Raw genomic sequence first — 14,563 nt, forward strand, 5'->3', positions numbered from 1 at the left:
CGCCCGCCTCGACTACAGAGCCGAGGCGAGCGCCAGACCGCCACCGCACGCGAGTACGGACGCCACCAGCGTGCCGATCGCGTTGACGGCGGCGTCGACCCGACGGCCCTGCTGCAGTAACCGCACGGTGTCCACGGTCGAGGTACTGAAGGTGGTGTAGCCCCCACAGAACCCGGTTCCGAGAACTGCCTGCGCATCGGTGGAGCCGGCGCGCAGCATCACCCAGCCGGCCAGCAACCCGAGCAAGAACGAGCCCGAGATGTTGATACCGACGGTTGCCCACGGGAAGCTCGTGCGCGAGCTCAGCCGTGACTTCACCTCCGCATCGACGAAGAATCGCGCGACCGACCCGAGCGCGCCGGCCAGGATCACCAGGGCCGCGATCATCGGGTCACTCTGTTGGCGAACATGATTCCGGCTCCGGCCGCCACAACTCCCAACACCACACTGACGACGGCGTATGCCGACGCCAGTCCGGTGAACCCACCCCGGACACCCTCGACCGTTTCGAGGGCGAAGGTGCTGTACGTGGTGAACGCGCCACAGAACCCCGAACCGCCGAGCAACCGGAGCCGACGCCGTCCACCCGTATCGGGACCACTGCGCAGCAGCGACTCGAGCAGCAACCCCAGCACGAACGCACCGACGATGTTGATTCCGAAGGTGGCGAGAGGCCACTGCGACGTCGTGTGCGGGAGACGTTCCTCGATCGCGTAGCGAGCAGCAGTGCCTGCCGCGCCGCCGACGAACACCGTTGCCAACGCCGCGAGGTTGCGATGCGATGCTGGGTCGCTCACCGCCGGCTCTGCTCTCTGTCGTACCGATGCTGCACGATGAACAGTATGACGACAGCGACGCACGCGACCGCAGGCAACTTGCGCGAAGACGCCGAAAGGCTGCTGCGTGAGCTCGCCGGCCCCGATGCGGTGTTGCGCGAGGACCAGTGGACGGCAATAGAGGCGCTGGTCGTGCACCGTCGGCGAGCGCTGGTGGTCCAGCGGACCGGTTGGGGTAAGTCGGCTGTCTACTTCATCGCCGCGAAACTACTGCGCGCCCAGGGTCTGGGACCGACGGTCATCGTGTCGCCGCTGCTGGCGTTGATGCGAAACCAGGTCGCCTCTGCGCAGCGCGCCGGGGTGCGGGCGGCGACCATCAACTCGGGCAACATGACCGAGTGGGACGAGATCCATCAACAGGTGAACTCGGGTGAGCTCGACGTGCTGTTGGTCAGCCCCGAGCGCCTGAACAATCCCGACTTCCGCGACCAGGTGCTGCCGTCGTTGGCCGGTGACGCCGGCCTGGTCGTGGTCGACGAGGCCCACTGTGTCTCCGATTGGGGACATGATTTCCGGCCCGACTACCGGCGGATCCGAACCCTCATCGCCGAACTGCGCGACGGCATACCCGTGCTGGCCACCACCGCGACCGCGAACGACCGGGTGGTCGACGACGTCGCCGCCCAACTCGGGGTCGGCGGCGGAGACACCCTGGTCCTACGCGGCGGACTCGCACGAGACTCACTACGGATGTCGGTGGTGCGGATCGAGAACGCCACCGAGCGCGCAGCGTGGCTCGGCGATCACCTGAAGACCCTGCCGGGCTCGGGAATCATCTACACGCTGACGGTGTCGGCCGCCAGGGATCTCGCCGCGCTGCTCACCGACCAGGGCCACGTCGTGGCGTCGTACACCGGCCAGACCGACCCCACCGAACGCGAATCACTCGAAGCCGATCTACTCGCAAACCGGGTCAAGGCGCTCGTCGCGACCTCCGCACTCGGCATGGGGTTCGACAAACCCGACCTCGGCTTCGTCGTGCACATGGGGGCACCGTCCTCGCCGATCTCCTATTACCAGCAGGTCGGTCGCGCCGGCCGCGCCACCGAACGCGCCGACGTCGTGCTCCTCCCCGGCCACGAGGACCGGCAGATCTGGAGCTATTTCGCCTCCGTCGCATTCCCGCGGGAACATCTCGTGCGACAGGTCATCGAGGCACTCGATACCGACAAGGCTCAGTCGACCCAAGCTCTCGAGCCACTGGTCGAGCTCAATCGCAGCAGGCTCGAGATGGTGCTCAAGGTCCTGGACGTCGACGGGGCCGTCAGACGCGTCCGTGGCGGTTGGATGGCCACCGGTGAGTCGTGGACGTACGACGCGAGCCGCTACGAACGCCTCGAGCAAGCCAGGGACCGTGAGCAGCAGGCGATGCTCGACTACCAGAGCACCGACGGGTGCCGGATGGAATTTCTTCGTCGGCAGCTCGACGACCCCGATCTCGGCGCACCCGGCACCGAGTCCGACCGTTGCGGCCGATGCGACAACTGCACGGGCGAGCATCTCTCGTCCGCGGTCGATGCCACGTCGGTCGACTCTGCGAGGGCCCGGCTCGATCGCCCCGGACTCGATCTCCAGCCCAGAAAGCAGTGGCCCAGTGGGATGAAAAAGCTCGGTGTATCGCTCTCGGGCAAGATCGGCACCCCGCACCGACCGGGTCGCGTTCTCGGCCGCCTCACCGACCTCGGGTGGGGTGGACGCTTGCGAGCCCTGCTGGATGCACCCGACGCTCCCGTCACCGACGCGCTGGAGAAGGCCTGCATCTCGGTGCTGGCCAACTGGGACTGGGCCGACCGTCCGACCGCCGTGCTGGCCCTCGACTCCCCCACCCACCCGCTGCTGGTGCGCTCGGTAGCCGAGCGCCTGGCAACCGTCGGGAAGCTGGAGAACCTGGGAGTGATGCAGGTCAGACCGGGACATCCTCCGGTATCGGCCGCGAATTCGGCCTTCCGAGTTGCCGGCCTGGTGGACTCGTGGGACGTTCCGGACGTATCGTCCGTAGACGGGCCGATTCTGCTCGTCGATCTGCTCACCGACACCGGTTGGACGTTCACGTGTGCGACCGCTGCACTGCAGGCTGCGGGAGCGGATGCGATCCTCCCCTTCGCATTGGCAACGCCCAAATAGGGCGCATTGGCATCGCCGAACCAGGGCCTTCTCGGAATGCGAGTTTGAAAACGCGCCAGATGGGTACCGCCAGCCGATCCCGAAATATGTGAGCACCATCACAATCGGCGGTTAACCAGGCAAAGCATGTCCGATTCGGGCGTCGATTCTCCGACGCACTCGATATGCTCCCGCCTCCTTGTTACGGTCGTATTTCCTATGAAGCCTGCATTGCTGAGAGGTACCCCGCTCACTGCGCCGGACGCAGTGAAGTTTCGTAAGCCACAGATCTCCGACGGAGTCCGGCTCTGGGAGATCGCAAGAGATTCACGAGTTCTGGATCTGAACTCCAGCTACTCGTACGTGTTGTGGTGCCGAGATTTCGCGGCCACCACCGTCGTATCCGACATCGACGGCCGCGCAGTCGGTTTCGTCACCGGATACATCCGCCAGGACGCCCCTCGAACGCTGTTCGTGTGGCAGGTCGCCGTGGATGCGGACCAGCGCGGCAAGGGACTTGCCGGTCGCATGCTCATGGAGCTGCTCGACCGCCTCGAGCCACAGGGCATCACGCACCTCGAAACCACGATCAGCCCGGACAACGAAGCGTCCATCGCAACCTTCACCAGCCTCGCACGCAAGCGAGGTACCGACATCGTCAAGTCGGATTTGTTCGCGCCCAACGATTTCCCTGATAGCCACGAAGCAGAAGAGCTCTACACCGTAGGCCCGGACGCATCGCGGAATTACGAAAGGAACAAGCAGAACATGACCGAAAAGAACACAGTGACAACAGAGAAGCCCGACGTATTCGAGACCGTCGAGTCCGGCGTGCGTAGCTACAGTCGCCAGTGGCCCGCCGTGTTCACCACAGCGAAGAACTCGGTCATCACCGACGAGAACGGCAACGACTACCTCGATTTCTTCGGTGGCGCAGGCGCACTCAACTACGGCCACAACAACGACATGATCAAGAGCGCGTTGGTGGACTACATCACCAGCGATGGCATCACGCACGGACTCGACATGTCCACCGTCGCCAAGCGTGAGTTCCTCGAGTCGTTCAAGAAGAACATCCTCGACCCCCGCGGCTTGGACTACAAGGTTCAGTTCCCCGGTCCGACGGGCACCAACACCGTCGAGGCAGCGCTCAAGCTCGCTCGCAAGGTCACCGGGCGCGAGGCGATCATCAACTTCACCAACGCATTCCACGGCATGACACTCGGCGCGTTGTCGGTCACCGGCAACTCGATGAAGCGAGCTGGCGCCGGAATTCCATTGGTGCACACCACTCCGATGCCGTACGACAACTACTTCGGCGGCGTCACCGAGGACTTCCAGTGGTTCGAGCGCGTTCTCGACGACTCGGGCAGTGGATTCAACCGACCGGCCGCGGTGATCGTAGAGACCATTCAGGGCGAGGGCGGAATCAACGTCGCACGACCGGAGTGGTTGCGCGCGTTGGCCGAACTGTGCTCGCGACGCGAAATTCTGCTGATCGTCGACGACGTGCAGATGGGCTGCGGCCGCACCGGCCAGTTCTTCTCGTTCGAGGAAGCCGGCATCACCCCGGACATCGTCACCCTGTCAAAGTCCATCGGCGGCTACGGCATGCCGCTGGCGCTGACACTGTTCAAGCCCGAGCTGGACGTCTGGGCACCGGGTGAGCACAACGGCACCTTCCGCGGCTTCAACCCGTCGTTCGTCACGGCAAAGGCAGCCATCGACCACTACTGGTCCGACGACAAGTTCGAGAAGGAAACCCTCGCCAAGGGCGAGCACATCCAGGATCGGTTCATGAAGTTGTGCGCCAAGTTCGACGGCATCTCGACTCGCGGTCGCGGCATGGTCCAGGCTCTGGTGTTCGACGACGCGGAGTTGGCCGGCAAGGTGTCTCAGCTGTGCTACGACGAGCGTCTGCTCGTCGAGACCGCGGGCCCCAAGGACGAGGTCGTCAAGCTTCTTCCCCCGTTGACCACGACGATCGACGAGCTCGACCGCGGCCTGGACATCATCGAAAGTGCAGTGGCGAAAGTTCTGTCCTAGCAGCGTCCAGCACACACCGACATCGAAGGAGACATCGCATGATCGTTCGCACCACCGAAGAAATCACCGGAACCGACCGCGACATCTCGAGCGAGGACGGCAACTGGCGCAGCAAGAGAATCATTCTGGGCGGTGACAAGGTCGGCTTCTCGTTCCACGAGACCACCATCCAGCCCGGAACGGTGAACAACTTCCACTACGCGAACCACGTCGAAGCGGTGTGGCTCATCGAGGGTGAAGGAACGCTGACCGATCGCGAGACCGGACAGACGTACGAGCTCGGACCGGGGTCGATGTACCTGCTCAACGGGCACGAGCGTCACACCGTGGAGCCGCGCACGACAATGCGCATGCTGTGTGTGTTCAACCCGCCGGTCGTCGGCAACGAGACGCACGACGAAAACGGCGTGTACCCCCTCGTCGAGGTACCTGCGTAACGCATTTCGTCACAACACCGGGCCCGCACCGACGCATCGTCGGTGCGGGCCCGGTGTCGTCGTTGTCGGTCGATGCGTGACACGACTCTTCGCTATCCTGGACGAGGTGAATGCTCCGACCGCGCCCGCGGAAACGTATCGGCAATTGCTCTCGATGCTGGACGGAAGAACTGTTGCAGTGCTCACCGGTGCCGGCATGTCGACCGACTCCGGAATTCCGGACTATCGGGGTCCGAAGTCACCACCGCGCAATCCGATGACTTTTCAGCAGTTCATCGGTGATGCCGAGTTCAGAAGGCACTACTGGGCGCGTAATCACGTGGGTTGGCGACACATGGACGCGGCAGTGCCCAACGACGGCCACCGAGCCCTGACCCGTCTCGAACGCGCAGGAGTCGTCACCGGCATCATCACCCAGAACGTCGATATGCTGCACACCAAGGCCGGCAGCCGCAACGTCATCGATCTCCACGGTGTCTACGCCCGCGTGCGCTGCCTGAACTGCGAGCGGTTGGTGTCGAGGTTCGAGTTGGCCAGACGCTTGGATCGAGCCAACCCCGGCTTCGTCGAATCCGTTGCTCCGGCCGAGGGCGTCGAGATCGCACCCGACGCCGACGCGATCATCTCGTCCACCGCGCATTTTCGGATGGTCGATTGCGAATCCTGTTCCGGCATACTCAAACCCGACATCGTCTATTTCGGCGAGAGTGTCCCCAAACCGCGCGTCGCCGAGGCCTTCGACCTCGTCGATCGCAGCGACGCGCTGCTGGTGCTGGGGTCCTCGCTGACCGTGATGTCGGGCCTGCGATTCGTCAGACACGCGTTCAAGACCGGCACGCCCGTTGTCATCGTCAATCGGGGTTCTACCCGTGGCGACGAATTCGCCTCTCTCACACTGCATACCGGCTGTTCGGAAACAGCGACAGCGCTGGCCGACGCGTCCGATCAGGCGCGGACGAGATCGTCCGCGTGAACCACCGGACGCTGTAGCTCCGCGGCCAACTCCCCCGTGGACCGCCCGAGCATTCCGGACAACTCCCCGGAGTCGTAGGCGACGACCCCACGGGCCACCAGTACACCGTCGGTATCGACGAGAGAGACGACGTCTCCGCCGTGAAAAGAACCGGACACGGCCGTGATCCCCGCAGACAACAACGACCTGCGCCGCTCGACGACTGCTCGCACGGCACCGGCATCGAGGTGTAGCTCACCTGCCGCGTCGGCCGCATGCCGCACCCAGAACTTTCGTGCCGACAACCGCGTCGGGCGCGCCGCGAAGGCGGTGCCCACTGCGGATGTCGTCAGAGCGTGAGCAGCATCGGATGCCGCGGCCAGCAGCACCGGAACCCCGGCGTCGGCCGCCAGGCGCGCAGCAGAGAGTTTGGAGGCCATACCGCCGGTACCGAGCGCTCCCCCGGACCCGGCGACGACGCCGTCCAGATCCTCCGGGCTGGTCACCTCGGGGATCAACGTGGCCGAGCCCTTACGCGGGTCACCGTCGTACAGCCCGTCCACATCCGAGAGCAGGAACAGCGCGTCGGCACCGACGAGGTGTGCCACGAGTGCCGCCAACCGATCGTTGTCACCGAACCGAATCTCGGCGGTGGCCACGGTGTCGTTCTCGTTGACGATCGCTACTGCGCCGAGCGACCGTAGCCGATCCAAGGTGCGCTGCGCATTACGGTGATTGGTTCGCCGCGCGATGTCCTCGGCGGTCAGCAACACCTGCCCGACCGTGCGGCCGTACCGGTGGAACGACGAACTCCAGGCGTGGACCAGAGCAAGCTGACCTACGCTCGCCGCAGCCTGCTTCGTTGCGAGGTCACGCGGGCGTCTGGTGAGGCCGAGTGGTGCCATGCCTGCACCGATCGCGCCCGACGAGACGACGACCACGTCGGTGCCGCTACGCATCCGCGACTCGATGGCGTCGGCCAACAGGTCCAGTCGAGCCAGATCGAGACCGGCATCGAGGCTGGTGAGCGCCGAGGATCCGATCTTGACCACGATGCGCTTGGCGTCGGCGATCGTACGACGGGTATCGGTGAGAGCCTCTGCGGGCGAATCGGATTCACGCACCGACACCTCGTCTACTCCTGTTCGGTATCGAGCCCGCGGCGAACCTGACGGGCGTGCTTGCGCTCGGAGGCACCGATGCGCTCGACCTGATCGAGTCGAGCATCGGTGCCGCGACCGGTCATCGTGATCTCGACACCGGCCGGGGTCTGCGGTTCCCAATCGAAGGACACGTCGCCGATGGTGACCGACGCGCCCGGCTGAGCGCCCGCCTTGATCAGTGCATCCTCGACGCCGAGCCGCGCGAGGCGGTCCGCGAGGTAGCCGACAGCCTCGTCATTGGTGAACTGCGTCTGGCGCACCCACCGTTCCGGACGGGTACCGCGCACGATGAAGCCGTCCGGGATGTCCGGATCCTTGACGACCTTGAAGCTGTCGTCGTTTCGTGCGACGGGACGCAGCACCTGACGCCGCGGCTCCGGTGCCGGGTGCGCTGTGCGGTAATCCTCGACGAGCTTCGCCAACGCGAACGTCAGAGGCTTGAGACCGGCGCGCGTCACTGCGGAGATGGTGAACACCGGCCAGCCGCGAGACTCGAATTCCGCGGTGACCATTTCGGCGAGCTCGGCACCCTCGGGAATGTCTGCCTTGTTCAGTACGACGATGCGGGGCCGGTCGGCGAGATCACCGAGGCTGGCATCACCGGACAGGGCCGGCTTGTAGGCCGCCAGCTCCGCTTCGAGAGCGTCGACGTCGGAGATCGGGTCACGGCCCGGATCCAGTGTCGCGCAATCGACTACGTGTGCGAGCACAGCGCATCGCTCGAGGTGACGCAGAAAGTCCAGTCCGAGACCGCGGCCCTGACTCGCGCCGGGGATCAGTCCGGGGACGTCGGCGACGGTGAACGTGGTGTCTCCACTGGAGACGACACCGAGGTTGGGCACCAGTGTGGTGAACGGGTAGTCGGCGATCTTCGGCTTCGCTGCGGAAAAAACCGAAACCAACGAGGACTTACCGGCCGACGGGAATCCGACGAGGCCGACGTCGGCGACGGACTTGAGTTCGAGGACGAGTTCGCGTTCGATGCCCTCTTCGCCGAGCAGAGCGAAACCGGGCGCTCGACGAGCCTTGGACGCCAGTGCTGCGTTGCCGAGCCCGCCGCGCCCGCCGGGAGCGGCGTCGAAACGCGTTCCCTCACCGATCATGTCGGCGAGGACGTTGCCCTTCTTGTCGAGCACGACGGTGCCGTCGGGGACCTTGAGAATCAGGTCCTCTCCGTTGGCCCCTTCTCGGTTTCCGCCCATGCCCTGAGTTCCGTTGCCGGCCTTCGCATGGCTGGAGAAGTGGAAGTCGAGCAATGTGTGGACGTTGCTGTCGACGACGAAGATGACTCCGCCACCCTGACCGCCGTTGCCGCCGTCCGGGCCGCCGAGAGGCTTGAACTTCTCGCGGTGAACCGAAGAGCAGCCGTTGCCACCTTTGCCGGCGCTGACGTGCAGCACCACGCGGTCGATGAATCGTGACATAGCTGTCTTCGATCCTTTCTGGAAGAAAAACGGGGTGAAAAAAGCGATAGGGGCGGACCGGTCTCGTGACCCTGGTCCGCCCCTATCGGGAGCTGTGAACGTGCGCGGTGGACGTCCGACCCGGGCAGTTGCCTGCCGTGCCGGTCATCGTGAGCGCGAGCTGCAGAAGGACTAGGCCTCTACAGTGACCGGAACGATGTTCACGGTCTTGCGTCCGCGCTTGGCACCGAATTCGACTGCGCCGGGAGCGAGTGCGAACAAGGTGTCGTCGCCGCCACGGCCGACGTTGACGCCGGGGTGGAAGTGCGTGCCGCGCTGGCGGACCAGGATCTCGCCTGCGCCGACGGTCTGGCCGCCGAAACGCTTGACGCCGAGGCGCTGTGCGTTCGAGTCGCGACCGTTACGGGAGCTTGATGCACCCTTCTTATGTGCCATGTTGCATACCCTCCTCGGGGTGAATCAGCTGAAAAGAACTCGGGTCCGGTAAGACCTGGTTACTTGATGCCGGTGACCTTGAGGACAGTCAGCTTCTGCCTGTGTCCCTGACGCTTGTGGTATCCGGTCTTGTTCTTGAACTTGTGGATGCGGATCTTCGGGCCCTTGGTGTGCTCGACGATCTCACTGGCGACCGAGATCTTTGCCAGCTTGTCTGCATCTGTGGTCAGGTCGGATCCGTCTACGACGAGGACCGGAGCAAGCGAGACAGCAGTGCCGGGCGCTCCCTCGATCTTCTCGACCTTGACGAGGTCACCAACAGCGACCTTGTACTGCTTTCCGCCGGTCTTGACGATCGCGTACGTTGCCATCGGAGGGCTACCCCTTGCTTTTTCGAACTTGCTCGCGTTGCGCATGGCACCGCGACTGGTCTGGTAAAACGTGTTTGCTTGCTCCCATTCGGCCGATTCGGACCGAACTGCATCCGAACCACTCGAGAACTGTTTCCACTTGCAGGACCGCTAGGCACAACAAGACAGTGTCACCGGGAGCGACTTATCAAGGTTACGGCAGAGAGACGGCCAGGGTCAAACCGCCTCGACCCCTACACATCGATGTCCACCGGCGGGCCTGCCGGACGTGCCGCTGCCCGTCTCCTGCGCGGACGTGCGGTCGGCACGTCCACCTGCTCGACAGGCTGCTCCGCCGCCGCTGTCAGCGGTGCTGAATCGGCCACCGTGTCACCGCCGACCGAACCTGCGTCGGCAATATCGTCGGCGTCTGCCGTGGCCGAAACCACCATCAGCACACCGGCATCCGGCGCAGCACTGGTCGGCGCGGCGGCCTTCCGCGCCACCCGTCGACCCCGTCGTGGGGTGGCCACCACCGGCTCCGGCTGAGCGGGGGTGTCGTCGGAGGACTGCGTCGCCCCGGTATCCGCGGAACCGCCGTCGCCGACGGATTCTGCAGCCGGCGCCGGCTCGTGAGCCTGCGCGCTGTCCACGGTTGCCTGCGCGGCGTCCGCGTCCTCGTTCGCCGCTGCGGCGACAGCGACGTCCTCGGCCGAGACCACGGTGACCGACTCGTCCTGTTCACCGGCGGAGCCGGACGATGCCTGCGAGACCTCCGCGGGGCTGACATCGGCCACCACGTCGTCGTGATGCGCTGCCATCGCCAGAGCCACGGGGTGTGCCCGCTTGATCGACGGGTCGACCACCGGGTGGTCGGTCCCGTCCGTCGTGCCCGACTGTCCGTTCGGCGTCGACCGCTCGGTGTTGTCGGACCGATCGTTTCCATCGGACTTGGCGTCCTTGCCGCGTCGACGCCTGCTGCCGTTGCCCGAACCGTTCGAGTCCGAACGTGACGAGCTCGGGCGTCCACCGTCGGAGTCCGGCTTGGCGTCGATCGGGAACGGATGCACGATGATTCCGCGACCCTGGCAGTGCTCGCACGTGGTGGAGAAGGCCTCGACCAACCCCGTGCCGAGCTTCTTGCGCGTCATCTGCACCAGACCGAGCGAGGTCACCTCCGACACCTGATGACGGGTCCGATCACGGCCCAACGCCTCGGTCAGGCGGCGTAGCACCAGATCGCGGTTCGATTCCAGCACCATGTCGATGAAGTCGACGACGATCATGCCGCCGATGTCGCGCAGACGCATCTGCCGAACGACTTCCTCGGCCGCCTCGATGTTGTTGCGGGTGACGGTCTCTTCCAGGTTGCCGCCGGAGCCGGTGAACTTTCCGGTGTTGACGTCGACGACCGTCATCGCCTCGGTGCGATCGATCACCAGCGTGCCGCCCGAGGGCAACCACACCTTGCGATCGAGGGCCTTGGCCAGCTGTTCGTCGATGCGGTGAGCTGCGAACACGTCCACGGAGCTGCCGTTGGCCTCGTATCGCTGCAGGCGCTCCATCATGTCCGGAGCCACGGTTTCCACGTAGTTCGACGTGGTCGTCCACGCCTTGTCGCCCTCGATGACGAGCTTCGAGAAGTCCTCGTTGAAGAGGTCGCGAATGACCTTCACCAACATGTCGGGCTCTTCGTACAGCGTCTGCGGCTGCACGCCCTTGCCTGTTTCGGCGTTCGCGGACCGCTCTTCGATGCTGGCCCACTGGGCCTGCAGCCGCGTCACGTCGCGCGCGAGTTCTTCCTCGCTGACGCCCTCGGCCGCGGTCCTGATGATGACGCCGGCCTCGGGGGGAACGATGTCGCGCAGAATTTCCTTGAGTCGCTTGCGCTCGGTGTCGGGCAGCTTGCGGCTGATTCCGGTGGAACTGCCACCGGGAACGTAGACGAGGAAGCGTCCGGCCAACGACAGCTGAGTCGTCAAGCGGGCGCCCTTGTGGCCCACCGGGTCCTTGCTGACCTGCACCAGAACCTGATCGCCCGGCTTGAGGGCCTGCTCGATCTTGCGCGCGCTTCCGCCGAGACCGGCGGCGTCCCAGTTGACCTCGCCTGCGTACAGCACACCGTTACGACCACGACCGATGTCGATGAACGCTGCTTCCATGCTGGGCAGCACGTTCTGAACGCGGCCCAGGTAGACGTTGCCGACCATCGACGCGGTGGCACTGCTGGTGACGAAATGCTCGACCAACACGCCGTCTTCGAGCACGGCAACCTGTGTGGTCAGCGGGTGATCCGGTGTCGCCTTCTCGCGCACGACCATGACGCGGTCCACGGATTCGCGGCGCGCCAGGAACTCGGACTCGGTGAGGATCGGCGGACGACGTCGCCCGGCATCGCGGCCGTCACGGCGACGCTGCCGCTTGGCCTCGAGCCGAGTCGAACCGGAGATGCCCTGCACCTCGTCGCGCGGTGCGCGGCTCTTGTTGCGCGGCTCGCGTTCGTGCACGACGGTGTTGGGCGGGTCGTCCTCGGACGAGGCAGCTGCTTCCGCAGCGGCCTCGGCTCCGGTCTTACGACGGCGGCGACGCCGACGACGACGGCTCGAGCCGTCTCCGTCCGAATCACCGTTGTCGGAATCACCGTTGTCGGAGTCGCCGAAGTTGTCCTGAGCGCCGGACTCGGACTCGTCGTCACTGTCCTCGCCCTGGTTGTCCGACCCGTCGGCGGTGGCGTCGGTCGTGGAGTTCTGCCGATCGGACCCGCGGCCGCGTGACCGCGATCGACGTGAACGCCGTCCCGAACTCGAGGGCTGGTCGTCGCCGGAGGTCTCGTCGGCATCGGAATCGTCGGTTGCGTCCGCTCCGGTGGACTCGCCGTCTGCCGAAGAGGTGGACGTGCTGCTGTCCGTCTCGGAGTCGGTGTCGTCCGAATCCTCGTCGGTCGAGTTCTCGTCGGTCGAGTTGTCGTCGGACGACTGCTCTCCGCGTCCACGCCCACGACCGCGGCGACCGCGCCGACGGCGACGGGGCTGAGACTGGTCGTCGTCGTCTCCCGAGCCGTCCGCTGCCGAGGAAGCCCCGGACTCGTCGGACGACGCATCCGATGCACCGGACTCGGACACGGGAGCACCGGACACAGCGGTGGCCTGCGCGGCGGTGTCGGAGGCGACCGTCGAGACGTTCTCGGCGACGGGCGACTCGCCGGTTGCGGGCTTTTCCGTGGCCTTGTTGTCGGACGCAGCGTTGTTGTCGGACGGTGCCTCGTCCTTGGGTGCGGCCTTGCGACTACGTCGACGCCGTGCGGGGGCCTCGGACGGCGCATCCGCCGATTCTGCTGCTGGCTCTGCCGCTGCCGGCTGCAGGAACACCGGCGTCGCGAAGGTCGTGGCCGTGGGTTGGGCGGCCTCGGGCTCGGCCGTGGGCGCGCTGGTGAACAGCGTTGCCTCGGCAGCGGGGACCTCTATCGAGGGAGCCGTCTCGGCCGGCACCTCTACCGATGCGGGCTCGGGCTGCTGGTCTGTCGACGCATCCGGTGCCGGCGACTCCGCTGCGGAGGCATCGAGGACGGGTGCGGTCGGCCCGTTCACCGAATCGCGCACCGACTCGGCAACGTCTCGGCTCAGACTCGACTGCGCGCTGCGGGCTTCGATGCCGAGCTCACCGAGAGTGACGAGCAACTGCTTGCTGGTCACACCCAGAATCTTCGCCAGTGCATGCACACGCAGCCTGGTCGGCAATTCGATGGTGTCGGGTTGCACGGAAACCGCGTCGGATTTCGCGGACGACACCGCGTCGGTGTCCTCCGGATTTCCTGCGTTCGTGCTCTGTACATCTTCGGGCGGGCTTTGATCGGCCACGTAGTCTCCTCGGGCCCCCGGGCGCGTTCATCCGAAATCGGGTGTGACGCGGCCACGCGAGGGCAATCCTTGTGTACTCACGTCGGGTTGGACGTCAGCTGTTCGGTCTCGCTCTCCACAAATCGTTTGAGCCACCTCGTGAATCTCGGTGGCCGACGACGGCGTGTGCAGTGCCTGGCTGGATGGTGGTGTCTCGGCGATCCGAGCGCCTGATCATCAAGCATGAACGCGAACGAGCCTGTCTCTCGTTCGCGACTCTGCGATGACGGGCAGCGGGTCGACGACAGTCATCCGATCGATCCCACGAGCACTTTTTCTCTAGCGAACTTCGGTGGAGCTGAACAGAGGTGGAGCGTGTGAACGTACAAGTGCTGTGGGGTCGATCTCCGTCGAGTATCCCACACGCGATGATCCATACGAGCCACGCCGCACCGATCGGACTTCGAGCGGGTGCGGCGTGACTGCGGAAGTGCTCTGCGACGGGCTTCTAGGAGGCGGTCAGGTCGGGGAACCACAGGGCGATCTCGCGCTCTGCGGATTCCACCGAATCGGATCCGTGTACCAGGTTCTGCTGACCATCGAGGGCCAGGTCACCTCGGATGGTGCCGGGAACTGCTTTGGCAACCGGATCCGTGCCGCCGGCGATCTGACGGAAGGCTTCGATGGCACGGGGGCCTTCGAGAACCGCGGCCACCACGGGCCCGGAGGTGATGAACTCGAGAAGGTCGGGGAAGAACGGCTTGCTCTCGTGCTCCGCGTAGTGAGCCGAGGCCACGTCGCGAGAGACGGTCTTGAGCTCGAGGGCGACGATGCTCAGACCCTTCTTCTCCACGCGGCCGAGGATCTCTCCTACGTAACGCCGGGCAACTCCGTCTGGCTTGATCAGTACTAGGGTGCGATCGGTCACGTCGACGACAGTAATGGACACCGGCACCCGGTCGCGAGGCGCATGGCCCCAAC

Annotated in this window: 12 protein-coding genes and 1 pseudogene; 5 read left to right on the plus strand and 8 right to left on the minus strand. The window is 65.3% G+C overall.

The window, feature by feature from the left end; genetic code table 11:
• Positions 1 to 12 precede the first annotated feature (12 nt).
• The gene (gene crcB / locus K414_RS0119940) at positions 13 to 387 is read right to left on the minus strand and encodes a fluoride efflux transporter CrcB (protein WP_027497547.1); all 375 of its coding nucleotides are present in this window, start codon (positions 385 to 387) and stop codon (positions 13 to 15) included.
• A complete protein-coding gene (locus K414_RS27470; protein WP_081701633.1) occupies positions 384 to 797 on the minus strand; it encodes a CrcB family protein in 414 nt (137 codons plus the stop codon). Before K414_RS27470 ends, crcB begins: the two co-directional genes overlap by 4 nt.
• 45 nt (positions 798 to 842) lie before the next feature.
• Here K414_RS27470 and K414_RS0119950 point away from each other — a divergent pair, with 45 nt between their 5' ends.
• The 5 genes and pseudogenes from K414_RS0119950 to K414_RS0119965 all read left to right on the plus strand — a co-directional run bounded on the left by K414_RS0119950 (position 843) and on the right by K414_RS0119965 (position 6,395).
• Positions 843 to 2,960 carry a RecQ family ATP-dependent DNA helicase gene (locus K414_RS0119950; protein ID WP_027497548.1) on the plus strand — a complete coding sequence of 706 codons (2,118 nt, stop codon included), beginning with the start codon at positions 843 to 845 and terminating at the stop codon, positions 2,958 to 2,960.
• Between the two features lie 198 nt (positions 2,961 to 3,158).
• Positions 3,159 to 3,659 (plus strand): annotated as a pseudogene (gene ectA / locus K414_RS29640) (diaminobutyrate acetyltransferase); the annotation flags it as partial.
• Positions 3,660 to 3,707: 48 nt separating this feature from the next.
• Positions 3,708 to 4,985 (plus strand): diaminobutyrate--2-oxoglutarate transaminase, encoded by a 1,278-nt coding sequence (ectB, locus tag K414_RS0119955; protein WP_045841368.1) that lies wholly within the window; start codon positions 3,708 to 3,710, stop codon positions 4,983 to 4,985.
• Positions 4,986 to 5,023: 38 nt separating this feature from the next.
• Positions 5,024 to 5,422: an ectoine synthase gene (locus K414_RS0119960; protein ID WP_027497550.1), complete on the plus strand. Its 399-nt coding sequence runs from the start codon at positions 5,024 to 5,026 to the stop codon at positions 5,420 to 5,422.
• Between the two features lie 154 nt (positions 5,423 to 5,576).
• Positions 5,577 to 6,395 (plus strand): Sir2 family NAD-dependent protein deacetylase, encoded by an 819-nt coding sequence (locus K414_RS0119965; protein ID WP_032368456.1) that lies wholly within the window; start codon positions 5,577 to 5,579, stop codon positions 6,393 to 6,395.
• Here K414_RS0119965 and proB read toward each other — a convergent pair.
• The 6 genes from proB to ndk all read right to left on the minus strand — a co-directional run bounded on the left by proB (position 6,368) and on the right by ndk (position 14,510).
• Positions 6,368 to 7,498, minus strand: coding sequence for a glutamate 5-kinase (gene proB, locus K414_RS0119970; protein ID WP_027497552.1), 1,131 nt, complete (start codon positions 7,496 to 7,498; stop codon positions 6,368 to 6,370). The two genes, K414_RS0119965 and proB, sit on opposite strands and share 28 nt — an antisense overlap.
• Positions 7,499 to 7,509: 11 nt before the next feature.
• Positions 7,510 to 8,961 carry a GTPase ObgE gene (obgE, locus tag K414_RS0119975; RefSeq protein WP_027497553.1) on the minus strand — a complete coding sequence of 484 codons (1,452 nt, stop codon included), beginning with the start codon at positions 8,959 to 8,961 and terminating at the stop codon, positions 7,510 to 7,512.
• Positions 8,962 to 9,132: 171 nt separating this feature from the next.
• The gene (gene rpmA, locus K414_RS0119980) at positions 9,133 to 9,396 is read right to left on the minus strand and encodes a 50S ribosomal protein L27 (protein WP_027497554.1); all 264 of its coding nucleotides are present in this window, start codon (positions 9,394 to 9,396) and stop codon (positions 9,133 to 9,135) included.
• 59 nt (positions 9,397 to 9,455) lie between these two features.
• Positions 9,456 to 9,767, minus strand: a complete 312-nt coding sequence (gene rplU / locus K414_RS0119985; protein WP_027497555.1) for a 50S ribosomal protein L21 — start codon at positions 9,765 to 9,767, stop codon at positions 9,456 to 9,458.
• A gap of 233 nt (positions 9,768 to 10,000) precedes the next feature.
• A complete protein-coding gene (locus K414_RS0119990) occupies positions 10,001 to 13,603 on the minus strand; it encodes a translation initiation factor IF-2 N-terminal domain-containing protein (RefSeq protein ID WP_027497556.1) in 3,603 nt (1,200 codons plus the stop codon).
• 487 nt (positions 13,604 to 14,090) lie between these two features.
• The gene (ndk, locus tag K414_RS0119995) at positions 14,091 to 14,510 is read right to left on the minus strand and encodes a nucleoside-diphosphate kinase (RefSeq protein WP_027497557.1); all 420 of its coding nucleotides are present in this window, start codon (positions 14,508 to 14,510) and stop codon (positions 14,091 to 14,093) included.
• Positions 14,511 to 14,563: the final 53 nt, after the last annotated feature.

The sequence above is a fragment of the Rhodococcus sp. JG-3 genome, from assembly GCF_000482405.1.
In the GTDB taxonomy this organism is placed as follows: domain Bacteria; phylum Actinomycetota; class Actinomycetes; order Mycobacteriales; family Mycobacteriaceae; genus Rhodococcoides; species Rhodococcoides fascians.

Coding starts and splice junctions, on each gene's coding strand:
- rplU (WP_027497555.1), bottom strand. CDS start 9,767: ATGGCAACGTACGCGATCGTCAAGACCGGCGGAAAGCAGTACAAGGTC.
- ectB (WP_045841368.1), top strand. CDS start 3,708: ATGACCGAAAAGAACACAGTGACAACAGAGAAGCCCGACGTATTCGAG.
- K414_RS0119965 (WP_032368456.1), top strand. CDS start 5,577: ATGCTGGACGGAAGAACTGTTGCAGTGCTCACCGGTGCCGGCATGTCG.
- rpmA (WP_027497554.1), bottom strand. CDS start 9,396: ATGGCACATAAGAAGGGTGCATCAAGCTCCCGTAACGGTCGCGACTCG.
- obgE (WP_027497553.1), bottom strand. CDS start 8,961: ATGTCACGATTCATCGACCGCGTGGTGCTGCACGTCAGCGCCGGCAAA.
- K414_RS0119960 (WP_027497550.1), top strand. CDS start 5,024: ATGATCGTTCGCACCACCGAAGAAATCACCGGAACCGACCGCGACATC.
- crcB (WP_027497547.1), bottom strand. CDS start 387: ATGATCGCGGCCCTGGTGATCCTGGCCGGCGCGCTCGGGTCGGTCGCG.
- K414_RS0119950 (WP_027497548.1), top strand. CDS start 843: ATGACGACAGCGACGCACGCGACCGCAGGCAACTTGCGCGAAGACGCC.